At 46.4% G+C, this 24,812-nt stretch carries 17 protein-coding genes and 1 riboswitch; of the genes, 9 read left to right on the top strand and 8 right to left on the bottom strand.

The genetic code is table 11. From position 1 onward, the window contains the following. Positions 1 to 202: 202 nt before the first annotated feature. Positions 203 to 1,030, top strand: coding sequence for a methyl-accepting chemotaxis protein (locus NST38_RS01345; RefSeq protein ID WP_017691152.1), 828 nt, complete (start codon positions 203 to 205; stop codon positions 1,028 to 1,030). A gap of 169 nt (positions 1,031 to 1,199) precedes the next feature. Here the strand turns inward: NST38_RS01345 and NST38_RS01340 are convergent, their stop codons facing one another. Further along, positions 1,200 to 2,018, bottom strand: coding sequence for an endonuclease/exonuclease/phosphatase family protein (locus tag NST38_RS01340; RefSeq protein WP_076254176.1), 819 nt, complete (start codon positions 2,016 to 2,018; stop codon positions 1,200 to 1,202). A 283-nt stretch (positions 2,019 to 2,301) separates the two neighbouring features. Here NST38_RS01340 and NST38_RS01335 point away from each other — a divergent pair, with 283 nt between their 5' ends. Beyond that, on the top strand, positions 2,302 to 4,077 hold the full coding sequence (locus NST38_RS01335) for an SWIM zinc finger family protein (protein WP_083685088.1): 1,776 nt from the start codon (positions 2,302 to 2,304) through the stop codon (positions 4,075 to 4,077). 5 nt (positions 4,078 to 4,082) lie between these two features. Further along, complete coding sequence (locus NST38_RS01330) at positions 4,083 to 7,103, top strand: DEAD/DEAH box helicase (RefSeq protein ID WP_101314830.1); 3,021 nt, start codon at positions 4,083 to 4,085, stop codon at positions 7,101 to 7,103. Positions 7,104 to 7,217: 114 nt separating this feature from the next. Here the strand turns inward: NST38_RS01330 and NST38_RS01325 are convergent, their stop codons facing one another. Further along, on the bottom strand, positions 7,218 to 7,682 hold the full coding sequence (locus NST38_RS01325) for a hypothetical protein (RefSeq protein WP_051450029.1): 465 nt from the start codon (positions 7,680 to 7,682) through the stop codon (positions 7,218 to 7,220). A gap of 383 nt (positions 7,683 to 8,065) precedes the next feature. Between NST38_RS01325 and NST38_RS01320 the strand changes: the two genes are divergently transcribed. After that, positions 8,066 to 8,749, top strand: a complete 684-nt coding sequence (locus NST38_RS01320) for a type 1 glutamine amidotransferase domain-containing protein (protein WP_076254183.1) — start codon at positions 8,066 to 8,068, stop codon at positions 8,747 to 8,749. A 103-nt stretch (positions 8,750 to 8,852) separates the two neighbouring features. On the opposite strand, the gene NST38_RS01315 is transcribed toward NST38_RS01320, so the two are convergent. From NST38_RS01315 to NST38_RS01300, 4 genes are all read right to left on the bottom strand, one after another. Then, positions 8,853 to 9,812: a 2-keto-3-deoxygluconate permease gene (locus NST38_RS01315; protein ID WP_076254185.1), complete on the bottom strand. Its 960-nt coding sequence runs from the start codon at positions 9,810 to 9,812 to the stop codon at positions 8,853 to 8,855. A gap of 6 nt (positions 9,813 to 9,818) precedes the next feature. After that, on the bottom strand, positions 9,819 to 11,276 hold the full coding sequence (locus NST38_RS01310; protein WP_076254188.1) for a glycoside hydrolase family 1 protein: 1,458 nt from the start codon (positions 11,274 to 11,276) through the stop codon (positions 9,819 to 9,821). A 79-nt stretch (positions 11,277 to 11,355) separates the two neighbouring features. Further along, positions 11,356 to 13,284: a beta-glucoside-specific PTS transporter subunit IIABC gene (locus NST38_RS01305; protein ID WP_076254191.1), complete on the bottom strand. Its 1,929-nt coding sequence runs from the start codon at positions 13,282 to 13,284 to the stop codon at positions 11,356 to 11,358. A 138-nt stretch (positions 13,285 to 13,422) separates the two neighbouring features. Further along, positions 13,423 to 14,268, bottom strand: coding sequence for a PRD domain-containing protein (locus tag NST38_RS01300; protein ID WP_235200849.1), 846 nt, complete (start codon positions 14,266 to 14,268; stop codon positions 13,423 to 13,425). 311 nt (positions 14,269 to 14,579) lie between these two features. On the opposite strand from NST38_RS01300, the gene udk reads away from it, so the two are divergent. The 4 genes from udk (at position 14,580) to NST38_RS01280 (ending at position 20,671) form a co-directional block, all read left to right on the top strand. Next, entirely contained in the window at positions 14,580 to 15,212 is a 633-nt protein-coding gene (gene udk, locus NST38_RS01295; protein WP_017691162.1) for a uridine kinase, read from the top strand. A gap of 110 nt (positions 15,213 to 15,322) precedes the next feature. Continuing rightward, a complete protein-coding gene (gene csaA / locus NST38_RS01290; protein WP_036674663.1) occupies positions 15,323 to 15,652 on the top strand; it encodes a chaperone CsaA in 330 nt (109 codons plus the stop codon). Positions 15,653 to 16,008: 356 nt separating this feature from the next. Then, complete coding sequence (locus tag NST38_RS01285; protein WP_076254194.1) at positions 16,009 to 17,280, top strand: S-layer homology domain-containing protein; 1,272 nt, start codon at positions 16,009 to 16,011, stop codon at positions 17,278 to 17,280. A gap of 448 nt (positions 17,281 to 17,728) precedes the next feature. Next, positions 17,729 to 20,671 carry a DUF5704 domain-containing protein gene (locus NST38_RS01280; RefSeq protein WP_256720196.1) on the top strand — a complete coding sequence of 981 codons (2,943 nt, stop codon included), beginning with the start codon at positions 17,729 to 17,731 and terminating at the stop codon, positions 20,669 to 20,671. A gap of 719 nt (positions 20,672 to 21,390) precedes the next feature. After that, a riboswitch (cobalamin riboswitch) is annotated at positions 21,391 to 21,583 on the bottom strand. 79 nt (positions 21,584 to 21,662) lie between these two features. Here NST38_RS01280 and NST38_RS01275 read toward each other — a convergent pair. After that, positions 21,663 to 22,490, bottom strand: a complete 828-nt coding sequence (locus NST38_RS01275) for an AraC family transcriptional regulator (RefSeq protein WP_076254197.1) — start codon at positions 22,488 to 22,490, stop codon at positions 21,663 to 21,665. A gap of 201 nt (positions 22,491 to 22,691) precedes the next feature. Between NST38_RS01275 and NST38_RS01270 the strand changes: the two genes are divergently transcribed. Next, complete coding sequence (locus NST38_RS01270) at positions 22,692 to 23,993, top strand: alpha-glucosidase/alpha-galactosidase (RefSeq protein ID WP_076254199.1); 1,302 nt, start codon at positions 22,692 to 22,694, stop codon at positions 23,991 to 23,993. A 117-nt stretch (positions 23,994 to 24,110) separates the two neighbouring features. On the opposite strand, the gene NST38_RS01265 is transcribed toward NST38_RS01270, so the two are convergent. Then, positions 24,111 to 24,812, bottom strand: coding sequence for a response regulator (locus NST38_RS01265; RefSeq protein ID WP_076254201.1), 702 nt, complete (start codon positions 24,810 to 24,812; stop codon positions 24,111 to 24,113).

Below are 24,812 nucleotides of genomic sequence, written 5' to 3'. Positions count from 1 at the left end.
CCGAATAATAATCCCAGTATAACTGACATGTTCGGTGGTGGCTACAGATTTTTGATTACGCTTACAATTATATCGGATTTAGTCGCCTTTTCTCTCTAGGTTAACTTAAATTTAAACAATGGTTTAAAAACGAGAAAACGTTACCGATATAAATACTAGATTGAAAAATTCCACTTTTTGTATCGGGAAGGAAAGATGCACATTGAATACTCTTGAATCTCTGGTAAATGCTATGCCTTTTGTTAGCCAAATGTTCCGTGACGACATATCCATATCCATTAATGATCATGAGAAAGTATTGTATTTTTCCGAAGCAAAAAGTCTGGAGATTGGTGTGAAGGTTGGGGATGAGCTGCATGATGATTATAAACATTTCAAAATGCTGACTAACAGAGATTCCCGTACCGTGGCACGCATGCCTGGTGATCTGCAAGGCAGACCTTTTGATGCCATTCTAATCCCTATTAAAGAGAACGATCAGGTCGTGGGTATATTGGGTGTGAACTACGCACTGGATAGTCACATGACACTGGAAACGCTGATCCGTGAAAATGAAACAACCATTAATGCGCTCGTCGGCGGCATTCAGCAGATTGCGGCACATTCCGAGGAACTCTCCGCGACATCGGAAGAGATTCTGCGCAATTCCAAAAAAGCTTCAGAGAACTCGGTCAGTGTAAGTAAAGTAACAAACGTCATTCGTGAAGTATCGGAACAAACCAATCTGCTTGGACTCAACGCCATGATAGAGGCAGCCCGTGTGGGCGATCAGGGAGCCGGCTTCGGTGTGGTTGCCAGTGAAGTACGTAAGCTGTCAGATCATACGAAGCAAGCAGCAGCTGATATCGAATCATCCCTAGGCAGCGTACAAGATTCCATGAAACATATGGAGCAGGAGATCGGTCAGATTACAACCGCAACAGTGGATCAGGCCAAGCTTGTTACCGAGTTCATGGAAAGTATCGAACAGCTTAGTGAGACAAGCGCGAATCTGAAAAAGTTCGTACATCAGATGCTGGCGCTCGAGTAGTAGGCCAGTTCCACAGTAACAGGAAGAACAAACCATATTACATGTACATAGGAAATCATGTTTGAATGCAAATAAGCCTCCGGCTACACTTCCCTTAACAGGAAGTCAGCGGAGGCTTTGTTTCGTATTTGTGGTGATATCACCTTAATAGTTTATGGTCACACGGCTGTTATATCTCTACAGCGACGCCAAAATGGTCGGACACGACCGGCCCGTTTTTACCGTTCAAGACCACGGTAGAAGATTTAGCCTGAATCGGACGATTGGAGAAAATATAGTCGATCCGAAGATCGCGTTTGTTATCTGCCCAGCCGGCAATGGCCTTCACCACGGTTGCTCCTTCATCCTTTTGCAATGCTGTGGTATACAGGTCATTCCATCCTTTGCTCATCATATAATCATAACCTTCATCACGCACTTCCGCGACATTATTGAAATCACCCATTATATATAACGGCTGGTCCATGTAGGGGGCAAGCTTGCTCTCCGTCAACTCCCACTGTCCCTTGAAAGGTTCCTGCGCATCATCCCACCAGTTATAATGTCCGTTCACAAACCAGGTTGCTTCACCTTGGACGACTGTCTGAATTCCCACAATCTTGCGTGTACGATAGTTGTTATAATCTCGCATGTGGGACACGTATTCCCCAAAAGCCTGCTTAATCGGCGTCCGGCTAAGGATCGCCAGTCCTTCATCGTATTTTTGGAACCCGACATGCGCGGGAATCCACGTCCAGTAATATTGTTCTGTCAGCTGCTGAAGCAGGACGTAGGCATAGTTGTCTTTTTTAATCACTGCATCGGGTTCAGTAGCATAATACATCTTCAGTTCTTCTTCAGAAAGCGCGACTTCCTGCATCGATTGGTTGACCTCCTGCATGGAGATCACATCGAATTGATGTGTATTAATAAAATCAGCCAGCTGACTGATCTTGTTCAGTTGATCCTCTTCCGCCCAAGCGTGTGTGTTTAACGTAAGTATTTTCATATGCTCTCTCCTGTTGTGTGTAATATGGCCGTTTCCCCGGCCTGCATCGTTCCTGAAAGGAATACATACCATAAGCATACACAATATGGTGCAATCATGCATTCCGTCCGCCAGCAGAACCGACGTGTTCATCCTGATTCCAGTTGGTCTAAAATAACTTCAAATTCTTCATAACCCATGCACGGATTGGCTCATAACTGATATGATGGATACAACAAATTTACAACATCACGTCATAGACGTGGTGATTACTGAACCTATGTTTACCCCAGGAGATGGAATGATGAACATACCGAATAACATGAGGATGGATGATGCGCAGTGGCAACAGTTGATCAGGCAGGTTGCAGAGCATTTTAATAACCTGACGATCATGCGCGGATTCCAATATTATAAACAGAAACGTGTCGGACCATTAACCTATTCCGAACAACAAGGGATCTCGGCCGTTGTACAAGGATCGGAAGAGTACGAGGTCACACTAAGCATGCAATCCCTGACTACAAGTCATTGTACCTGCCCGGTGAGTTCCGTATGCAAACATATGACGGCTGTATTAATGAGTTATGCCGAGCAACTGGAGCGACCTGTCCATGCCATTGTGAATGCGCACTCCAGTACTGCACTCAAACAAACGACCAAACCCGTCGGGGCCATGTCCGCAGGAATATCCAGCTATGCAGATGCCGATGAACAACAGGATATGGACATTCCGGACAACCAATACAGCCAGATCAAGGAACGTGCAACAGAGCTTGCTGATCTCGAAATCTCGGAATGGCACGAACTATTCCACTCATGTCTGAGACGGCTGGGTACTGGCACAGCAAGCACATCCTACGTACAGGAAGCAACGGACGAGCTGTATGCCATTAAACCAAGGCTGTCCGCTGCAATGGACCAACTTTTTGAACTACATGTGCAGCTGCACCTCATCCGATTCTGCGTGCCGCCGGCTCGTAATTCAATCACTCATACCCCCGTGTACTTGAGCTACCCTGCCCAGCTCGCGGTGGATGCACTTCAGAAAGACATTGAACGGATCTTTAACCATCCACTAGACCTGTCAGGTCTAAAGGGAAACAAGCTTGAACAACTTTGGAACAGACTGTCTGAAACCTCAGCTTATTTACGTAAACAGATGATGCCTGAGACAGCCAGCATGATGTTCTTCACTCCGATCTATCGACAACTGTGGTTGAACTGGATCGTACCTGAGCTGCAAGGGTCGTGGGACATGTTAGTGTCGGAACAGGCCATCTTAGATGATATAGAACGCAATATAACCGCCGCTTCGTCACCTTCCCAGTCAGGTGGGAGTGTCTTGGGTAGCGCTCAAAATAATGGAAGTAGTAGTGATAGACCAGGCAAAGCCGTAACACTGCCTTTACCACTCATACTCGCGCAGAGCTGGATGCACTCCCATCTGGGGCAAGATGATCAGGCATGGCAGCGACTCATCCATGGAAGCTCGGCCTACGGCTTCCCGCCAGAACAACTGTTGCATTTTCTCCATGTACTCGCAGATTCGGCTGAATGGAAGCGACTTGGGGATTGGTTGGTACAACTTGGCCCCCTTCTGGCGAATCGGCGTAATACACCTTTGAATGATTACATGCATCTATGGGATACGGCCATTCAACATCTGCCCGATGCAGAGAACCGTATGTGGGACACGCTTGTCAGTATGCTTCCCCACTCCCGCCCCGCCTACGAGGATGCTATGCATTCGCGTGGACAGTGGCGCAGATGGATTGATTTTCAGCTGAGTACGGGAACGGAACCTCTCGAATTCCGCGTAGCGATGCTGCAACCAATCGAAAAAGATGCACCTGAGCTGCTGCTTCCCTTCTATCATCAGGCAGTGGAGCGTTATATCGGACACAAAAACAGGGACGGATACAAAGCAGCGGTGAAGCTGTTGAAACGTCTGTCCAAAATCTATAAAAAAATGAAGCAAGAAGCGCACTGGGAGCAATTCATCACCACACTCGCCGTTCGTAACAGTCGGCTGCGCGCCCTGCAGGAAGAGCTTCGGAAAGGTAAACTGATCTCATGAGCTTAATTCATCCTTACACTGAAACGATTGAGGTTCACGTCGCTTTAACCGGATATGGCGATGCTTTGTTTTACGGAGCACTCAACACACACCACTTTGTACCGGGACAGTCGCTTAAGCAGCGATTGTTCGCTTGGCATGCGCCTTCCTTCTACGGGACCGAACTGGAAGTTCGGCAGATTGAGGAGATTGAGCTGGTTGTTCTGCCTGCGGAAGAAGTGATTCCCTTTTTTGCCGAGATGCATACGCTGCTTCATATTGAATGGAAGTGGGACGAACAAGCGGAACATCTGATTCGACTAGCTCCAGCACTGGCATCCTCCATAGAGAAACGAAAATACGTACCTAGCTTCGAGGCATACCGTGCAGGACAGCTTCAGTGGACCTGGGACCCGGATAGCTTGAAAAAGCAGGATCGGGCATCGCTTACCAAAGCGGTTCAGCAAACGGACGAGAGTTATGCCGAAGGACTTGGGGCGGCCTATTCCGCCTTTGTATTCCAGCGCTGGTACAGTTCGGAAGAAGCTGCAACGGATCTGCGGCGTGAATTCCCGCAGTTGTTCCCAGAGCGCGGCACTCTACCCAAGACAGCCGGGATGGATGCTCAGTCCTGGCTCGTATCCATTGGCTGGAAAGCAGATGCCGCACCATTCAGACCCATGCTGCAATTGCAGGAGCCGGACGAGGATGAGCCATCTTGGCGGCTGCGATTGGTGTTGCAGAACAAGCTGGATGCCGCTGTATTGGTGCCCGTCATGCTGGATTCACGGGGCAGACTTGAAGGTGAATGGCCAGAGGTATGGACACCGTTCATTCTGGATCGCTCGGCCGGATGGCTGGATCAGCTGCGTGCACATCTGCCGCGTCTTGGAAGCTCCATTAGTGGTAGGCGGGATGTGCTGAGTGATCCTTTGGGAGATCAGGAAGCCTGGCAGTTCCTGACGCAGGATAGCGGCAGGTTGCTCGCAGCGGGCTGGCAAGTTCTGCTACCTGGTTGGTGGGAAGCAGCCCGTAAGAAGAAACCAAAGCTGCGTGCTAAGGTGCAGCCGGAGGAAGGCAGTGAACGGGGACAGTCGTTCTTTGGACTGGACTCGATTATTCATTTTGACTGGCGAATTGCGATTGGTGACACCGATCTCAGCGAAGATGAGTTCGCCGACCTTGTTGCCCGTAATGAACGACTGGTTCGCTTCCGTGGAGAATGGGTTCCTCTCGACCCCGATCTGCTGGAACAGATACGTCGTGCCATGGGCGGTGTAGATCGGGAACAGGGACTCTCATTCCAGGATATTCTGCACCTGCATCTGCTACACAATGAGCAACGGGAATATCGCAACCAGAAATGGAAGGAAGGACAACAAACCGAGGAAGAGCAGCAACCACAGGATGATCAGAACATTCGGCTGGAAGTAGAACTGAATGAGCACCTGAACCGGGTTATTGCACAACTCGGGGGCGGACAAGGCGGCGCACCTTCCCTGCCCATTCCGACAAGGCTTCATGCCGAGCTGCGATCGTATCAGAAGGAAGGTTTTGCATGGCTTGGTTTCCTGCGCAGATTCGGACTTGGGGCATGTCTTGCCGATGATATGGGTCTCGGGAAAACCATTCAGTTCATCACGTATCTGTTACACATCAAGGATCATGAACCACGCAAGCCGGGACAAGCCCCGGTACTTCTGATCTGCCCAACTTCCGTACTGGGCAACTGGCAAAAGGAAATTAGCCGCTTCGCACCCTCCATTAATGTCAGTCTGCATTATGGCGCACGCCGATTAAGTGGAGAAGAATTCCGGGAGCAGACCGAGCAGGTGGATATTATTATCACGTCCTTTGCTACGGCTACACTGGATCAAGAGATGTTACAAACCTACACCTGGGCATGCATCTGTCTCGATGAAGCGCAGAATATCAAAAACGCCCAGACCAAACAGTCCTTGGCGGTCCGCAGTTTCCCGGCGAAACACCGCATTGCCATGACAGGTACGCCGATCGAGAATAGGTTGTCCGAGCTGTGGTCGATCTATGACTTTATCAATCCAGGATATCTGGGCAACGCCCGGGCATTCCAGACTCGCTTCATCAGTGCCATTGAAAAAGATAAAGATGAGCAGCGCATGCAGGATCTACAGCAATTGGTGAAACCATTCATGCTACGCCGTAAGAAAAAAGATCCCAATATCCAGCTTGATCTGCCGGACAAAAACGAGATGAAAACCTATATTCACCTTACGGGCGAACAAAGTGCATTGTATGACCAGTCCGTACAGGCCCTGATGGATAAAATGAAAGAGCTGGAAGGCATCAAGCGCAAAGGTGCCATTCTATCGGCGTTAACCCAGCTCAAGCAGCTGTGTGACCACCCTCTGCTGTTGACCAAAGAGGCTTTGCCTGAGGAACTGCCTGAAGACGGCGCATTAACATCTGCTTATGACGTGTACAGTCCGCAAGATATGGCGATGCTGATTAGTCGCTCCGCAAAACTGGAACGACTGATGGAACTTGTCCGGGAATTGCGGGACGAAGGCGAGCGATGCCTTATTTTCACCCAATACATCGGTATGGGACAGATGCTGCAACAGGTACTGCGTCAGGAGTTGCAGGAGCCTGTGCTGTATCTGCACGGGGGGACCTCCAAAACGGCACGGGATCGTATGATTGAGGAATTCCAATCCCGTACATTGCCTGAGGATAAGCAACCGTCCGTCTTCATTCTGTCCATCAAGGCAGGCGGTGTGGGATTGAATCTGACCGCAGCCAACCATGTGTTCCATTTTGACCGCTGGTGGAACCCTGCTGTTGAGAATCAAGCCACCGACAGAGCTTATCGGATGGGTCAGACCAAAGATGTTCAGGTGCATAAGTTCATCTCTCTTGGCACATTAGAGGAGCGGATCGACGAGATGTTGGAGAGCAAACAGCAGCTCAGCGATAACATCATCACAAGCTCTGAGAACTGGATTACCGAATTGTCGACGGACGAGTTGCAGGATCTGTTCACTCGGCGTCGTGACTGGTCGGGCTAACTTGGATTAGATGATATATATCATAAAAAAGAGAAACACAAAAAGAGCGAAGTTTCGGAATTTGAATTCCGACTTCGCTCTTTTTGTATTGTTGCAGCAGTTAATCATCCGTTCTTAACGCATGTTACCGATGATGGATGATCTTGAATCCTGCATTTTTTTGACAAAGTTTGTCATGACATCAAACGCTTCATTGCGCTTGTTGGACATGGACTGCAGACGAAGCATGTCCATCTGTTGCGAGTTGCTTGCAGCATCAATTTGACCTTTCAGCTTTTGAACAGCTGCTTCATCCCCGTTTTGCTGGGCGATCTGCAATTGAGAGTTCAAATCCGCGATCTGTTGATTACGGTTCTGTACTTCCTGGATTTGTGTTTGCAATTGCGCATCCAGCAATTTGGCGCGTTCGCTCTGAACCATCATCAAAGCCGTTTCGATATCCATACTGCTAATGTTGATAGGTGTTACGCCAGAGATGTTGGAGACTGAAACTGTGCTCGCTGAAGCTGAAGAGACGATGGATACTGCAGCAACAGCAGCAACCACTGTTGAAGCGAAAAATTTGCCTGAACGTTTCATGAATGTTCCTCCAAGTATATATGTAATTTGTACCAGTTTTTTGTTGGCATCTTCCGCCATTCTAAATCAAAAGAACTAGTTGTACAATCAAATTAACTTCAAATTTGAATTAATTTCGTTTCCCCTTACACACGCCTACCTCCGCTTACAATTTGAGTAAATTAAGCAGGGCATAATAAGTAAAAGTGCATTCTTACAGGCATATTTACTACGACTAGATTGTTCTATACTCCTACGCTTGAAAGTCACATTGGAGATTGACGATACGTTCATGATTTTACTTTAGAACATGGTTATGTTATATTTACTAATAGATTTTACACAATTTAATTTTGTGATATTTAATATAAATTGATGTTATATACTTTACGGGAGGTTTTAATATGAAAAAGATACTGGTTGTTCTAACAAATGTAGATAAGTACGCAACAAAGGACGAGCCTACTGGCTTGTGGCTGAGCGAAGCAACTCATTTTATTGAAGAGTTTGACCATAATGACAATGTTCAGATCGATCTGGTTAGCCCTAAAGGCGGGAACGTACCTCTTGATCCGAAAAGTCTGGGCGACTCTCTGGATGAGAGCACCAAAACCTATTTCGAGAACGAAACGTTCATGAACCAATTGAAAAATACGTTGAAACCTGGCGAAGTGAATGCAAGTGACTACGATGCAATCTACTTCACAGGCGGTCACGGTACGATGTGGGATTTCCCGGATAATGCTGAACTTCAAGAGCTTTCTCGTGAAATCTATGAAAAGGGTGGCGTTGTATCCGGCGTGTGCCACGGAGTTACAGCCCTGTTGAATGTGAAGCTGTCCAACGGCTTGCTTTTGATCAACGACAAAACCGTTTCCGGCTTCACGAATGAAGAAGAAACATTGGCTCAACAAACCGAGTATGTTCCTTTCCTGCTGGAAGATGCTTTGAGAGAACGCGCTGCACAATATGATAAAGCTGCTGCCTTCAATTCCTATGTCACAACAGATGGCCGCGTGGTCACAGGACAGAATCCGCAATCTAGCAAAGCTGTAGCTGAAAGTGTTAAACAACTGCTGGGTCTCTAAAATAAACCGATCGATCCCTCTCCTCCCCCAGGAGATCATATAGATGTACAAAGCAAAACAGCACGTGATCCGTCATAATCTGACAGAACACATGCTGTTTTTTCTAGTGATTTGTTGATGCAGAAGCTTCCGTTGCTGTTCCTCCAGCCAAACGCTTCACGATATAAGGCACGGTCACCGACGTCAGGATCACGGCAAACGCAATCTGAGCGATAGCTGTGTCTACATATGGCGTATACGCCGGATTGAACCCGGCAGCCATCGAAGGCACCACCATGGACAATCCAGCAACCGAACATGTCGCAGCCGCTGCGTAACCTGGTCGTCTTAATATCGTTCGATCGATTCCAATGAGCGGCAACATGCAGATCAGCAAAAATAACACGGTGACCAGCAAGCCGGACAGACTGGACTGAAATGCAATACGCAGATCAATATTGGACCCAAAGCTGGTACCTAGAAAAGGTAGTAGAATCAGTGTTCCCGGAGCGAACATCTTTTGTATGTTGCTATCCAGGTTACCAAGCAGTATCCCGATCAAGAAAGGTACTAGCGTAGCAAGTACACTGAGATAATCGATACCGACGCCACTTGCCGAATTCAATATCATGACCGGAATAACCGGTACGGCGATCAGATTCAGAATGCCAAAAGCAGCACGATCCACATCATCTCCATACGTGTTCATCAAGGCCAGATATAATCCCGGATTACAACTGGTCAGAACGGCAATGAAGGCTACCGCAGAAACTCCCCCGACCCCACTTATGCCAAAAAAGTGTACAAACGCCCATCCGAACAGGCAGCTGATGAGGATGCGTGAAATACAGAGCACCCCTGCTCTCTTCAAAGTCACTAGAAGCTGTGACAAGTTAAGCTGTGTTCCTGATATCAGTAAAATCATACCGATCAGCACCATGGTACCTTTCGATGTGAACAACGCTGTTGTTGGATCTCCGATCTGAAAAAATGATGGAAACACCGTGTTGATGACCGCGGCGGCCAGCATAGGAACAATCAGCAAGCCGCCGGGTATTTTTTGGATACGACCCAAAATGTTCATGGTGCGTTACAGTTCTGCTCCGTTGGTACGGATCACATTCTGATACCAGAAGAAGGAATCCTTACGATATCTTTTCAGCGTACCATTTCCATAGTCATCCTGATCCACGTAGATAAATCCGTACCGTTTGCTCATCTCGGAAGTCCCTGAACTGATCATATCGATGGGTCCCCACATCGTGTATCCCAACACCTCGACCCCATCAGCAATGGCGAGTCCCATCTGTTCGATATGTTTGCTTAGGAAATCAATCCGGTAAGGATCGTTGATCGTTCCGTCTTCATTCAGTTTATCGTAGAAACCTGAGCTATTCTCCAGAATGAAGACAGGTTTTTGATACCGATCATAGACGAGATTAAGCGTATACCGCAGGCCAATCGGATCAATCTGCCACCCCCACTCGTTAGCGGGCAGATGCGGGTTTTTATATACGCTGTGTACATTACCTGCCGTTAGTTCGAGCTGCTCCGTATCACTGCTGGAAATCATCGAGTTGTAATACGACATCCCCACGAAATCAGCCGTGTGTGCACTAATGCTATCCAGATCGCCGTCCTCGATATTCAGCTGGATCTCCTTGTTTTTGAAATACGTTTTACTATAGTAAGGGTACTCGCCTTTATTGAGCACATCGAGATAGAACTGATTTTTCATCTGATCATCCTGTTGCATCTGGAGTGCGTCCTCCGGCTTGCAAGTGTAAGGATACGTTGTAAAATAAGCCACCATACTTCCGATCTGGTTATTCGGATCAATCTCATGTGCCATCTTGGTTGCTCTGGACGCAGCTACAAATTGATGATGCAGCCCCTGGAACAGCATTTCTTCATAATTTGGAGAATCATAATCAATGATTCCCAGCGTTTTGGCCGATGCTTTCACGCTCATGTTGATCTCGTTGAAAGTCACCCAATATTTCACTTTGCCCTTGTAGCGATTGAACAACACATCACAATAGTTCACATACAGATCGATCAGCTTGCGGTTATACCATCCTCCGAACTTGTCCATCAGTACAATTGGCGTATCAAAGTGACTGATGGTGATCAAGGGCTCCATACCCTGTTTTAGACATTCATCAATCACCTGATCATAGAACTCTAGTGCCTTTTCGTTCGGAGCGGCATCGTCGCCACCTGGAAATACTCTGGCCCATGAAATGGAATAACGGAATACTTTGAAACCCATTTCAGCAAACAAGGCGATATCCTCACGGAAGTTATGATAAAAATCGATCCCCCGGCGCTTCGGATATTTCACGGTATCCGGGTCATTCCTGGCCTCTTCAATCATCTCCCAATTCACTCTGATCTGCTTGGTCACTTTGCGGTCGTTCTTCTCGTTAAATTTCATCACTTCAGGGATGGTCAGACTCTTGCCGTCCACATTATAAGCTCCCTCGGCCTGACAGGCAGACAGTGCACCGCCCCATAAAAAATCTTTTGGAAAATTGGAATTCGTCATTTTAGTTTCCTCCTGTTATTACGTGTTATTAAGACCATCTAGCTTGTAACTTGTAGCTTAATGAAAAGATGAGCAGTTCTTACGGAATCAGCTTGATCAAAGGTTCACTCTCCCGGATCGGGCCGCTGGTCGCTGTAGTCAGCACATCTCCGTACTGTTGCATGTTGGTTACCACAATCGATGTAATCGTGTTATATCCTGCTGACGTAATGCCTTCTGGATCAAACTCCACTAATATATCCCCAGCCGTGATTGTCTGTCCTTGTTCGATATGAGCGTTAAAATATTTCCCTTTCAGACTGACGGTATCCACCCCGATATGAATCAGGATCTCGACACCATTCGCAGCTTTCAATCCGATAGCATGTTTGGTACGATATAGTGCTTCGACTACCCCGTCAAATGGAGCATATACCTTGCCATCTGTCGGAACGATTGCAATGCCTTTACCCATCAATTCTTGGGCAAACGCTTGATCCTCCACTTCAGAGATCGGTTTGATCTCCCCTGTCATTGGACTAACGATAAGCATGTCAGAAGACGTGGATGTCAGTGATGATACGGACGCTGTAGTTGCCTCTGTGGCAACGGCTGTTTGATTGCTATTTACTTTATTCGTAGCTTGTTGCTGCGATTTATTTCCATCTGTATCTTCCTTGATGCCAGCCAACAGCGTGAACACAAACCCGAGTACAACGGCGGCAATACAACCAATAACGACATACATGTAACGATCAGAGGAATACGTGCCAATTGCCAATACACCTGGAAGTGAAATTGCATTCGCTGTTGTATGCACCAAGCTGTAGAATCCACCAACTAATCCTCCTGCCAGACAACCTGCGAAAAACGGACGTTTGTATTTTAGCGTTACACCATAGATCGCTGGCTCGGTAATCCCGAACAAAGCGGTGAATCCACTCGAAGCAGCCGCTGATTTCATCGTTTTACTCTTCGTTAGGACAAACACACCGAAGGCCGCTCCAGCCTGAGCCAAATTCGCTGCCAGTGCCGTTGGTAACAGCACGGTTGCACCCAGGGTAGCCACTTGTTGAACCTGAATCGGCATGATGGCATAGTGCATACCAAACATGACCATGATCGGTTTGAAAAATCCAAGAATCGCACCTGCAAGAACACCTGCGGTTGAGAACAATGAGTTAATGCCGTTGGTCAACCAGTCACCGATATATGATCCTACTGGGCCAAGCACGATCAGTTCCACTGGAATCATAATGAACAAAACAATCATTGGGGTAAGCAGGACCTGTAGAAACTTGGGAATCACTCGATTGACGATCGGATACACATAACTCATAATCCATACCGCCAAAATGATTGGAATGACGGAAGAGGAATATTTCATCAACAGAATCGGCATGCCGAGAAAATCAATACTGTTTACACCCGTCTCAGCAATCTGAGCCGCAGCGTTCAAAATGGTTGGGTGCATCAGCCCCGCAGCAAGAGCTACCGCCAAATAGGGATTGGTTTTGAAACGATTTGCTGCACTAACAGCCAGGAAGAATGGCATGAAGTAGAAAATACAATCCCCGATCATGTTAATGATCGTCAGGAAGCCGGAGCCTTCCAGGTAACCCATGGCAGTTATAACGGTAGCCAAACATTTGATCATCCCGCAACCAACAAGTGCTGGCAGAACAGGCGTGAATATACCTGCGATGGTTTCAAGCACTACGTTGACGGGGTTACGTCTCTTTTTCGGTCCACTGTCTGTAGACTCCGTAAGCTCGCCAATCTTGTCAGAAGTTAGATTCTTCACTTCACTGTATACCGCGTCTACTTTGGCACCGATAACAACCTGAACCTGTCCACCGGAATTTTGTGCCTTGAGCACCCCTTCGAGCTGATCCAACGCTTTGAGGTCTGCTTTGTTATCATCCTTTAATACGAATCTCAAACGGGTTGCACAGTGTGTCAGACCCGATATATTTTGCTCGCCGCCAACGAGATCAAGTACGTTTTTAGCCAAGTCTTTGTTGTTCATGACCCTTCTCCTCTACATGAATAAATTGGATATATAAAAAATGACCAAGCCGGGGAATCGTCATTCCCTACGCTTGGTCATGCCTGATCGAATCAGTAACAGTCCAATATGGATTATTCGGTTAGTTTTTCATTAGGTTCATTCCGTTGGTTCATTCGAAATCAATCGTTGGATATGCAGAATCAGATATAATTTTTCATCATCCGAACAGGTCCAGCCGTAATTATTTTTCAGGAAGTCAGCAATCTTCTCCACACAAGCCAGTTCTTTCGGAAACTTCTCCTTCACCATCAGGAACAGAGATTCATTCTCGTCTTTGAGCGATTTACCGCTCATCTGCCTCAGAATGAAATACCGGATATGTGTGGCAAAGCGCATGAAGTGGATGGAATCCTCCTGAAAGTCAATTTTGAGCGCATATTTGATCACGGACAGAATCTCGCCCGTAACTGTGGTCACCTTGGTGGTATCCGTCATCTCTCCCGATCCAACCTGTGCATTAACAAAATGCAGAGCAATCAGTGTTGTTTCGGCTGTTGGCAGAGCGATATCCGTTTTTTCCTGAATCAGCTTCAGCGCAGCCTCCCCCACCCGGGTCTCGTCCGGATAGAGTGTCCGCACTTCCCATTCCAGCGGGTTTTTGATACGGATACCTTCTCTGGTTCGGGTCAATGCAAAACTGATATGGTCGGACAGGGTGAGAAGCAGATTCGGGTTAAATGTTTTATTCAGGATCTGACTGCCCAGCTTGATGACTTCCTCCGCGAGATAAATATCCTCAATCGGAATACTGTTCAGCAGGTCATACATACGGATGTTCTTTGGTGCTACAAATATTTTCTCCACCAAGTCCGTCTCCGTCAGCTCATAGGGCGTTTTCAGAAATCCTACACCCTTGCCTACGACAAAAACCTCTTCGTTATGTTCATTAATAGCGATGGCTACGTTATTGTTTACCTTCTTGATAACCTTCAATGTTCTCACCCCCCAACAAAAATAAAAAAGACCGAAAGCGATTACAGTAAAGCAATCGAATTCGGTCATGCCTGGTTTCCCCAGTAACAGTCCGTGTTATGAATATAAGTTTATTATAGTGCTGTTTTCGAAAAAGTCAATCATCCAATCTTAGGGAAACATGCCTCTGCAAAGCAGATGAAAAAAACAAAGCGCTGTGGTACAATGAAGGAATTGTGTATTCACAGACAGACATGTGGGTAAAGGTGCTGAATCGATTGTGGATCAGTGCCCTTTATTCATGATTATGCTGCCATTCTAGGGAGGCTTATGGAACAACCATGCTCATTATTGGTATCGCCGGAGGAACCGGCTCCGGTAAAACGACGGTAGCTCGCTCCGTCATAGACCGTCTGGGATCAGGTAAGGTTACGTTTATATCCCAAGACAATTATTACAAAGACCAGTCGCAGCTCACACCTGAGCAACGCCGACTCACCAATTACGATCACCCGTTTGCATTCGATAATGATCTGTTGATTGAGCATCTCACCTTGTTGAAAAAAGGCCAAGCGGCATATGCTCCCGTATATGACTTCACCATAGATAACCGTGCTGCCAATGAGACGGTTGAACTGGCACCGAACCATATTGTCATTGTAGAAGGGTTACATGTGCTGATTGACGAACATCTTCGCAGTCTGATGGACATCAAAGTATTCGTTGATACTGATTCCGATGTGCGGATTCTACGTAGAGTACTACGAGACATTGAAGAACGCGGACGCACGATCCAATCCGTGTACAAACAATATCTCGAAACGGTAAAACCAATGCATGATGCTTTTATCGAGCCATCCAAAAAGTATGCCGATATCATTATTCCAGAAGGCGGACATAATGAAGTAGGTATTCAGATGTTATCCATCCTCACCGAGAAATACCTCACCGGGGAAAATTGGAACGGCGCTTAATTTACTGCAAGCAACACAACTGAAATCCAGATTACGATACAGCGTAATCTGGATTTTTTGTTGATTTTTCATTTATAATAATCCCCATAATTGAAAGGAGATCTCCCCCTATGGCTACTTTTGAAGAGTTCATGCAGCATGACATCCGGGTTGGTACCGTGGTGGAAGCCGAACCATTTCCAAAAGCTCGCATTCCCGCTATCAAAATGACGATCGACTTCGGACCACTTGGCCTGAAACGTTCCAGTGCTCAGATTACCCAGCGATACACGCCTGACATGATCATTGGCAAACAGGTCGTTGCTGTAGTTAATTTTCCACCTCGCCGGATTGCCGGTTTTGTCTCTGAAGTACTTGTGCTGGGCGGCGTGCCTGGTGAAGGCGATGTTGCCTTGCTCACACCGGATAGTCCATTACCTAATGGAACACCGATAGCCTGACTTTATTTTGAGTAAGAAGAATAGGGCTTTTCAAATGTTTGGAAATCGAGTATTCTTGATTTATTGATTATTGAATTGATTATTGAATTGACTATTGATGGAATTACATATGTTGGAGACCTTAAAGCATAAGGCTATGAATCTGCGGGTTCGTGGCCTTTTTTTGTGTTTTTTGAGGAAATATAGGTCTGGAGAAGTAGTAAGGGTTGAGCGGAGAGGAGGAGTTTTGTTGATAAATCATACCAACAGCCTAGTTATACATGGTAGAATATTGATTATTATTACAAATTTAGTATCTATTAGCCTGAAAAGTACATATCAAGGAGAGAAATTCACAATTGAGAGGAGTAAGATTCATGAAAAAAATGATGATTTCCGGCGTAACGGCATTAGCTTTATTAACAGGGGGTATCGCAGGTTTTGGAGGTGTTGGGAGTTCTGTAGAAGCCGCACAAGCTACAACTAAATTCAAGGACGTTCCAGCTACACACTGGGCATCCGCAGCGATTAATTCAGCCGTGGAACAAGGTTATTTCAAGGGGTATGCCGACGGGACATTTAAACCAAGCTCACCGGTCACCAAAGCTGAAATGGCAAGTATCCTGGGGCGTCTATCCGACCAGCCTAATGCAACGACACAAGAACAAAACAATTTCACGGACATCCCCGAGTGGGCAAAAAGTGGTGTCTCTACTGCTATAGCAAAAGGTTTTATCAACCCTTCTAATTACAAGGGCAAATTGGACGCACAAGGCGCTCTTCAACGAGGCGAAATGGCTACTTGGCTGACGCAAGGACTAACCGTGGTTGATCCTGAGTACAAACAAGCACTCTCTGATGTGACGAACACCGTTGTGCCCGCAAAGGAATATTTCACAGGTAAACTCGCAAGCGCTCAAAAAAATGCAGTAGCCGTTGCCCTGGGAACAGGACTTATGAGTGTGGCAAACGATAAAACATTTGGCGTTGATCGTACCACCACTCGCGCGGAAGTTGCTGTATTGATCGCCCGTTATGCAGCAGTTGCCAAGACAAAACCTGCCGATTTTCAGGGTCTGAACGAACTGCGGGCGGTGGGCTTGACGGGGACGAATTTGGATGTTATTGCGCCTAAGTATCAGAAAGCAGGACCAGAAAAATTTTCTGAATCGTATGATTACAGCAAAGTAACTGGAGATTTCGGGAAAGTTCGTAATCAAGAATTAGTTACAGTAACGAATTATGCAGATCTGAAGGTCAAGAACTGGATCATCGTCAATCCATATGTAAAAGGAACTGAGAGAAGTATCTATTATCCTGTTTTCGTTGATGAAAAAGATAGATTACTAAGAGGCGCTTATTATTCTTTTACAGAGTTTGATATTAGTATTAAGAACTCTATGAATCAACTGCAAGCCGGTAGTCTTATCCATTCCCCAACTATTAATGCTCTAACTTCACCAAGCACCAAAGCTTTTAGCGAGTATGGACCTAAACATATAAATGATTTACTCGGACCCAAAGGCGTGTTTATCGTAAAGAACCCTGTTTACTGGGGCCATGGTCTCTTACATTTTGATAAGTCACTAAATCCTGGAGTACGCCTGACGCTCAAAGATGGAACAAACTATACTGTAGTTCCAAATTAAATTATGAAAAGGGTGTTCCAATGTGCAGTTCTATAAATCATTAAAAAAATTATTAATAGCATATATAACATTGTGTATATTGTTCCAAACCCCTTCAGTTGTTTTTGCTGGAGGGGGGCCTGGAACAAAGCCAGTGTTAGAAGCCTCTCATATAGTCCCTCCATCACCTGCAAAGTCGCAGAAAAAAGTAATCCCCGTTGAGGGCAGTGGAATGTCTAATATCGGTGTTTATGTTTACCAGCTTGATAATTTAAGATGGCGTGTAGATGGAGAGTGCAACGGCCAAACATTAAGCAATAACCCCGATACTAACAAACCAAACTCATCATTAGTCTGCGTAAATCTTTCATTAGATGCACCAAGCTACAAACCCTCTGAGTACTTTGATCATTCCGGTCAGAGGTATTCTAGAAGTGAATTAACTACAATTTCGTTAAAGCCCATGTACATGGATAACACACAATATTACTTACCAGGAAAACCAATCTTGGTTAGTGTGGAATCATTTGACGGTGATACGGTGAAATTTACAACTCAAATCGGAGGTGCGATTGAACCAACAGCCCACAGACCCTATAATCCACCTAAATTCTCTGCCGACTACATATTCAATACGGATATATATTGGCGGGCCTTTGCCGAAATAACCAAAGAGATCAATCTTACCGCTGGCGGGCAACTTAGCTTGAACCAGTCCAAACAACTTAATGCTACGGTCAAGACGAAAACTGGAGATGGAAACTTTGGAGCGGAGACCAATGTAAACACTGGAAGCGGTGGTACAACGACATGGGAATCATCCAATCCTGGTGTTGCTACCGTTAGTAATTCCGGATTAGTCCAAGCTGTCAGTAGGGGAACTACAACCATCACCGTACTGTGGAAGAAAGATGGATTTCAGTTAACTACCACAACAAACATTGGTGTTGAAGAGAACCCAGGTACTGGCGAGGGCGACGGTAACGGGGGCGGTGGTGGAGGTTGCACGCCAACGATTGGACCACCTTCTGCTGGAACCATCATGAGCATGAATGATCTTGATCCAAATGCCAACGGTGTTATAAAGTCAGATAACAGAGATAACGAGACATTCAATGTGTTAAGAGGAATCCCTACTTCCGAGTCACTCTACATAAATGCCTTTGCTGACAATTATCTGTTTAAACAAGCTTGGGCGAAAATGAGCGGTAAAGTTACATACAACTGTAATGTCACAATCTCGTACGACAGAGAGTGGACAGTACCTGGACCAGAGGAATGTGATGATGATGGTTGTACACCAGGGCCACCTGTACCCGCGAACGACACGGTACCCAAGCCATACAACTTCCAGATCACAAGAGACTACTCCTACTGGAAAATTAACAATCTGGAAGTATACAAGATCGCTAAAGCAACCATGAATAATTACGCTTTGCCCGGTGAGACCGTTACGATGAATCCAACAGGATACACACCACCAACACTAGAGTCTAAAAATGATGAAGCCGTAGAAAGCCATGTACGACCAGGACAAACCACTTCAATCTCATATACTCCACCCAAATTAACAGGTGGTTTGAACCAACCTCCCAGTGTGCCTGATGATACATCACGGTTAAAAGGGATAGCTGAATCCAACACACCTCAAAGTAAAGTGAATAATGATTTAGTGAAATTCAACAACACAACCATTATGAATGATGTGGAAGCAACCAAAGATGGCCCAGCGCCATCCAATATTCCTAATCCAACGACGATTGGGCGGGATGTGCTGTACAAACCGGGTAATATGATCAGCAATTCCCTGCTGAATAAAGCAAAAACCACAAGCTCTGGTGAAATCTATTATGATTTGCTACCAGATAACGTGAATGGCGGTTCCAATAAAATATTACCGATTAACGGCATCAACACGGTCACGGTACACACCCCTGTCGTCAACTATGCCTGGGTATCGGATGATCAACCGCATAATCAGAAAACCGTACCGGACCCAACCAGCGCTGCACTCATTCTGGAACGTCCGTTCATTGTGCGAATCCCTACATCGGGACAACACTTGGACGCAGCGAGTTATCCCGGTTATGGAAATCGGGACTATGCCAAATATTTTCGAATCAAACAGGTGCAATTCCCGTTTGATGTCTATAACGCTGACCGGAGTCAGTTTATCCCTGCCAAGACATGGGTTGATATTCCGATCAATCAACTGGATACCACATTCTACCTCCCTGTATGGGTAGACGAAGGCAAGTACCACATTGCATTCCGCAATATTGCAGAGAATGCACCTGCAAACTTTACCGAGCAACAGGATGCCAATACCAATCTGGCATATCATGTCGCAGCAGACACTGTACCGGTAGATGTCATCGGAAGGTTATATGATTTTCACGTCACTGATATCTCTGATTACAACTGGGAAAGTGTATTTCGCAAGCGGTTGGGTAGTCCCGAACCAACGGGCTATAGCTACTGGACCGGGATGAATAGCATTGATGGTGATCCGCGAGGCAACCTGGCTCCATTTGTATTGCCTATTCGACCAGGAAGCCATCCGGTGCAGGGATTCGCTAACGCAACTGTGAAGACAGGGTACCATTTCAAGTTCGATCTGAAGACCAAGGGCAATATGTTTGGCAAACAGGATGGTATTCGAATTACACCCACTTTTGCTTTTGTGAGTAAAGACGGGTCCTCCCGACAAGAAGTGGATCTGTACTACCATCGAGGCCAGGAACGCCTGATCCGTATCGGATCGGTGCAGGATCTGGAGAAACGCTTTGTTGTCCTGAACTCACGTCTTCGAAATGTACCCGGCACAGAGTTAGGCGATACAGCGCGTTACCAGTATACTTATGAACTGTCAGCTGAAGAACGTAATCAGCGTACGTTGGCAGAATATATGGTTCGCTTGGTCGATCAGACTTCTCATCAAAAAACATGGGTAGGTCGTTATGATTGGATGATCCTTTCCGCTCCGATTAGGACACTCATTGGACCTAAAACGGACATTCCTTCTGGGGTCAACGCGGACCGAGCCAATGCAGCAATCCAGCGTTGGTACGGGGAGTACAGCTTGCCAGCCGATGTATATGCTGTACCAAAAGGGACGGATCTCGAACCCCTCGCCCGACAAAATCAGCTGGATGAGAAATCGAAGATTTTTCTAAAGAATGGTTATATCGTAGTCAACTTCAACATGGAGAGCCTGCGGAATGGAAATACAGAGGCGCCCCATCTGCAATACATTCATGCACCACTGATAAATCAATGGCAGATGGAAGGTTTCAACAAAAAGCCAACAGACAGTCAAGGTAGAACCTGGCCGCTGAAGGATGGCGATATTGTCTTTTACCATGCTGATCAGTCTAGCCGGAATGACTTCCAATCCCAAGTACCACACTAGTTTGAATCTCTCATGTCAGTACGACTGGCTAAGCAGATGTAGCCAACTACATGTGGACAGAAGAGTCTATATGCGGAGTACCTCTCCAAAATAGACTGACTGTCTTTATAGCGATAATCACCCACTGAAGCAATCAATAAATATATGATGAAATAGCCATGAAGTGCCAGACTGAGTACTATACAGCCTGCGCAAAACTATGGTGTACTGAATGACATAGGTGCACCGAACCACATACGATAAAGCATTCACAAGTGATTCCGCTGTCACATCCCAACTACACACAACATGCCTGTTATACAACAAAAGGGTTATCCTGAAAGTCATCTATGGACTTCTGGCGTAACCCTTCTTGCATCATTCTCATTTTATAACCTTACTTAGACTATAAAGAAAACCCGCACATCCGTATTATCCTGACAGCCTTTCTCCAGGAGACAGGTAGGTTAGCAGGAACGTCAGGAACGTGATGCCGAACAATAGGACTACCAGTTGTAATAATCGTTTAACGATATATCTGCTCAAGTGCTCTAACGTCCTTCCACAAAACTTTATGTATGTGCCATGATGTTCTTCATCCACAGCTCCCCTGAAAACTTATAAATTCTATCAAAAAAAGCGTCCATCTCCGTGTTACTGGATGAGGACGCCTTAAATAAACAGATTTTCAGAAAAAAATCATGCTCTCTAAACACCTTCCTATCTCCCGTAGGGTACTACTGTGTTTCCTAAACCTGGCAGGTCTCCTGGCTCCAGAATCATCGTCACTTGCAGCCCCTTCCCGGCTTACACCAGTGGATTATCGCTACCTGACTCCTCTGTTACATTGGCGGGACCGCGCCGGTATTACACCAGACTTCCCTATTAAGCTTCCACCCTGACGGGCAAAGCACCAAGTTCTACATATTCAATTACACTTCTGTATCAGTATAGCGGGGGACGACGTTTAATGATCAAAACTTTTCTTTTAAATTTGAAACACTAGATGCGTCTAATCTCGATTTCTCGAACCCTTTGGAGACACACCCGTCACTCGCTTGAACATCTTGGAAAAAAGTAATGGGTCCGTATAGCCGACAGAATGGGCCACTTCACTGACCGACAGCCCTGGATTCTGAAGAAGTTCGGCAGCCCGATTCATACGGTACTCCAGAAAAAAGGACTGTAGCGACATGCCATATCGCTCTTTGAACAATCCCGATAGATACGTGCGATCCAACCCTACAGCTTGGGCAATATCCAGAATGGAGGTTCGCTGGCTGTACCTGTTCTCTATAAACTGCACCGCCTGTCGGATGTACGTCTCTTTGTTCGAAAGAAGCTGTCCTATTTCTTCCTCTACAGGCGAAGAAGAGATTAATTCTGCCATCAAGCGGTACAAGAGACTCTGGTTCAACACATCGCCTCCCGGTCGCGTGGAAGCCTGGACCATCTCCGTATACAACTGTTCCATCGTATTTGTATCATGGGCATCATATATCGGGCGCTCCGGGCTCAATTGGGCACGTTGCATGAATGCTTTGGCTTGTACGCCTTTAAAACCAAACCACGAATACGTCCAGGGCTCCTTCGGATCTGCCTCATAATGAATAAGTGTATCTGGTAGAATCACAAAGCCCTGTCCCTGAGTCAGCTTGTACTCCCGATCCCCCATGTACACGGTGCCCCGTCCTTCATGGATGTAATGCACAATGTAAGAATCACGTACACCGGGTCCCCAATAATGCGCAGGATCACAGGCCTCCCACCCGAAAAACAACAACATCAGCTCCATCTGTGTCCAGCCTGCGGGAACCACATTCATCTCAATGCGACTCATTTTTAGCCCTCCATCCTGACTTCGTTCCGCTTACCTCTTTATTTAATAATTTATATTATAACAGCTAAAATACTTAAATATCAGTTGAAAGCGAAAACAAAAATGGGATTATGCCATGTTTGAAAGGGTTTGAGCCATAGTTATATGTGCCGAATCGGCCTATAGTTGGGGTACAACATTTTTCAGGGAGGCTAAACTTAAATGAATAAAATTACATTTCTCGGTGCAGGCAGCACCGTCTTTGTTAAAAATGTATTGGGTGATGTCATGATGACCGAAGCACTGCAGGATTTTGAACTGGCATTGTTCGATATCGCTGCTGAACGTTTGAGCGATTCAGAGCGTTTGCTGACCAGTCTGGCCCGTTCACTCGGAAGTCGTTGCGTTGTAAACGTATATCATGACCGCAAAGAAGCACTGCGCGGGGCCAAATATGTCATCAACGCCATCCAGGTCGGTGGATATGATCCATGTACCATTACGGACTTCGAGATTCCGAAGAAATACGGACTGCGTCAAACGATTGCAGATACACTCGGTATCGGCGGAATTTTCCGTAATCTTCGTACGATTCCGGTCATGCTGGATTTTGCCCGAGATATGCAGGAAGTATGTCCAGATGCGTGGTTCCTGAACTATACCAACCCAATGGCCGTGCTTACCAACGTCATGAACGTACATGGTGGGATCAAAACCGTAGGATTGTGTCATAGTGTGCAGGTATGTGTACCACATCTGTTTGATGCACTGGGGATCGATCAGACGGGTGTCGTAGCCAAAATTGCAGGCATCAACCACATGGCATGGCTGCTCGAAGTCACAAAAGACGGGCAGGATCTGTACCCCGAGATTAAACGTCTGGCGAAAGAAAAACAGAAGGAACAGCATGACGACATGGTTCGTTATGAACTGATGCAGCGTTTTGGCTATTATGTAACGGAATCCTCCGAGCACAATGCTGAGTACCACCCTTACTTCATCAAACGGAATTACCCGGAGTTGATTGAACGCTTCAACATTCCATTGGATGAGTATCCACGCCGCTGTGTGAACCAGATTGAAGGCTGGAAAGAAATGCGTACCAAGCTGTTTGCCAGCGAAAATATTGAACATACCCGCAGCCGTGAATACGCATCGCATATTATCGAAGCGATGGAGACGAATAACCCGTACAAAATTGGCGGAAACGTTATGAACAACGGACTGATCACCAACCTGCCTCGCGAGGCTTGTGTTGAGGTACCTTGTTTGGTGGATGGATCAGGAATCAGCCCTACGTACATTGGGGATCTGCCTCCACAACTCGCGGCATTGAACCGGACAAACATCAACACGCAACTGCTAACAATTGAAGCGGCAATCACTGGAAAAAAAGAACATATCTATCACGCCGCCATGCTTGATCCACATACAGCTGCGGAGCTGTCTATCGATGACATCGTAGCGATGTGCGATGAGTTGATTGAGGCTCACGGCGACTGGTTGCCAAAATACACGTCATAATACAAAAGCACCGTTTCCTTTGCAGCTAAAGGGGACGGTGTATTGTTCGTTCTATAGCGCTCACCCGCCGAAGCGTACATCACATCATTTATAAGAAACGCCCCGCTCCATTAAACCTTATTCTGCAGGAAGCAAAAAGCGATAACCAATGCCAGGCTCCGTTTGAATATATCGGGGATTCGTCGGATCTTCCTTTAATTTTTTACGCAGATGTCCCACATATACCCGAAGATAATGGCTGTCGGACTCATGATGATGCCCTCCCCATACTTGCTGCAAAAGCTGACGCTGGGTGATGATCTTCCCCGCATTCGAGGCGAGCACCTTCAGCATCTCATATTCCGTCGGGGTTAATTTGACCAAAGTCCCCTCCAGTTCGACCTGCCTTTGGGCCAGGTCAACCGTTAGTGATCCGAAGCGCAGTATTGGCTCATCCGTCGTTTTGGCTACATGACGCAGCGCCACCCGAATACGGGCGACCAACTCACCCATTCCAAATGGTTTGGTCACATAATCATCTGCACCACCATCCAACGCGGCAATTTTGTCTCCCTCCTGATCCTTCGCTGTCAGCACAATAATCGGCACTTGTGACCATTCGCGAATCCGGCGAAGGACCTCCATGCCAGACATGCCTGGTAAACCAAGATCAAGGATGATCAGGTCCGGATGTACAATACTGGCCTGAATAACGCCCTCTTCGCCATCCCCACACTCGTGGAGTTCGAATTGGTGTGCCTGAAGGGTGACCTTGAGCAATTTGCGAATCTGCGGCTCATCATCGATCACCAGTATGCGAGCCCCTAGTGGTGCGTTCAT

Origin of the sequence: Paenibacillus sp. FSL H8-0104 (assembly GCF_038050215.1) — a bacterium.
In the GTDB taxonomy this organism is placed as follows: Bacteria; Bacillota; Bacilli; order Paenibacillales; family Paenibacillaceae; genus Paenibacillus; species Paenibacillus amylolyticus.
Note: the sequence above shows the minus strand (reverse complement) of the source record. Positions and strands in the feature narration are given on the sequence as shown.

Bases quoted from the DNA above. Each gene is read 5' to 3' on its own strand.
- NST38_RS01320 (WP_076254183.1), top strand. From the start codon at position 8,066: ATGAAAAAGATACTGGTTGTTCTAACAAATGTAGATAAGTACGCAACA.
- NST38_RS01305 (WP_076254191.1), bottom strand. From the start codon at position 13,284: ATGAACAACAAAGACTTGGCTAAAAACGTACTTGATCTCGTTGGCGGC.
- NST38_RS01310 (WP_076254188.1), bottom strand. From the start codon at position 11,276: ATGACGAATTCCAATTTTCCAAAAGATTTTTTATGGGGCGGTGCACTG.
- NST38_RS01285 (WP_076254194.1), top strand. From the start codon at position 16,009: ATGAAAAAAATGATGATTTCCGGCGTAACGGCATTAGCTTTATTAACA.
- NST38_RS01280 (WP_256720196.1), top strand. From the start codon at position 17,729: ATGGATAACACACAATATTACTTACCAGGAAAACCAATCTTGGTTAGT.
- NST38_RS01265 (WP_076254201.1), bottom strand. From the start codon at position 24,812: ATGAACGCACCACTAGGGGCTCGCATACTGGTGATCGATGATGAGCCG.
- NST38_RS01340 (WP_076254176.1), bottom strand. From the start codon at position 2,018: ATGAAAATACTTACGTTAAACACACACGCTTGGGCGGAAGAGGATCAA.
- NST38_RS01325 (WP_051450029.1), bottom strand. From the start codon at position 7,682: ATGAAACGTTCAGGCAAATTTTTCGCTTCAACAGTGGTTGCTGCTGTT.
- NST38_RS01275 (WP_076254197.1), bottom strand. From the start codon at position 22,490: ATGAGTCGCATTGAGATGAATGTGGTTCCCGCAGGCTGGACACAGATG.
- NST38_RS01270 (WP_076254199.1), top strand. From the start codon at position 22,692: ATGAATAAAATTACATTTCTCGGTGCAGGCAGCACCGTCTTTGTTAAA.
- udk (WP_017691162.1), top strand. From the start codon at position 14,580: ATGCTCATTATTGGTATCGCCGGAGGAACCGGCTCCGGTAAAACGACG.
- NST38_RS01315 (WP_076254185.1), bottom strand. From the start codon at position 9,812: ATGAACATTTTGGGTCGTATCCAAAAAATACCCGGCGGCTTGCTGATT.
- csaA (WP_036674663.1), top strand. From the start codon at position 15,323: ATGGCTACTTTTGAAGAGTTCATGCAGCATGACATCCGGGTTGGTACC.
- NST38_RS01335 (WP_083685088.1), top strand. From the start codon at position 2,302: ATGAACATACCGAATAACATGAGGATGGATGATGCGCAGTGGCAACAG.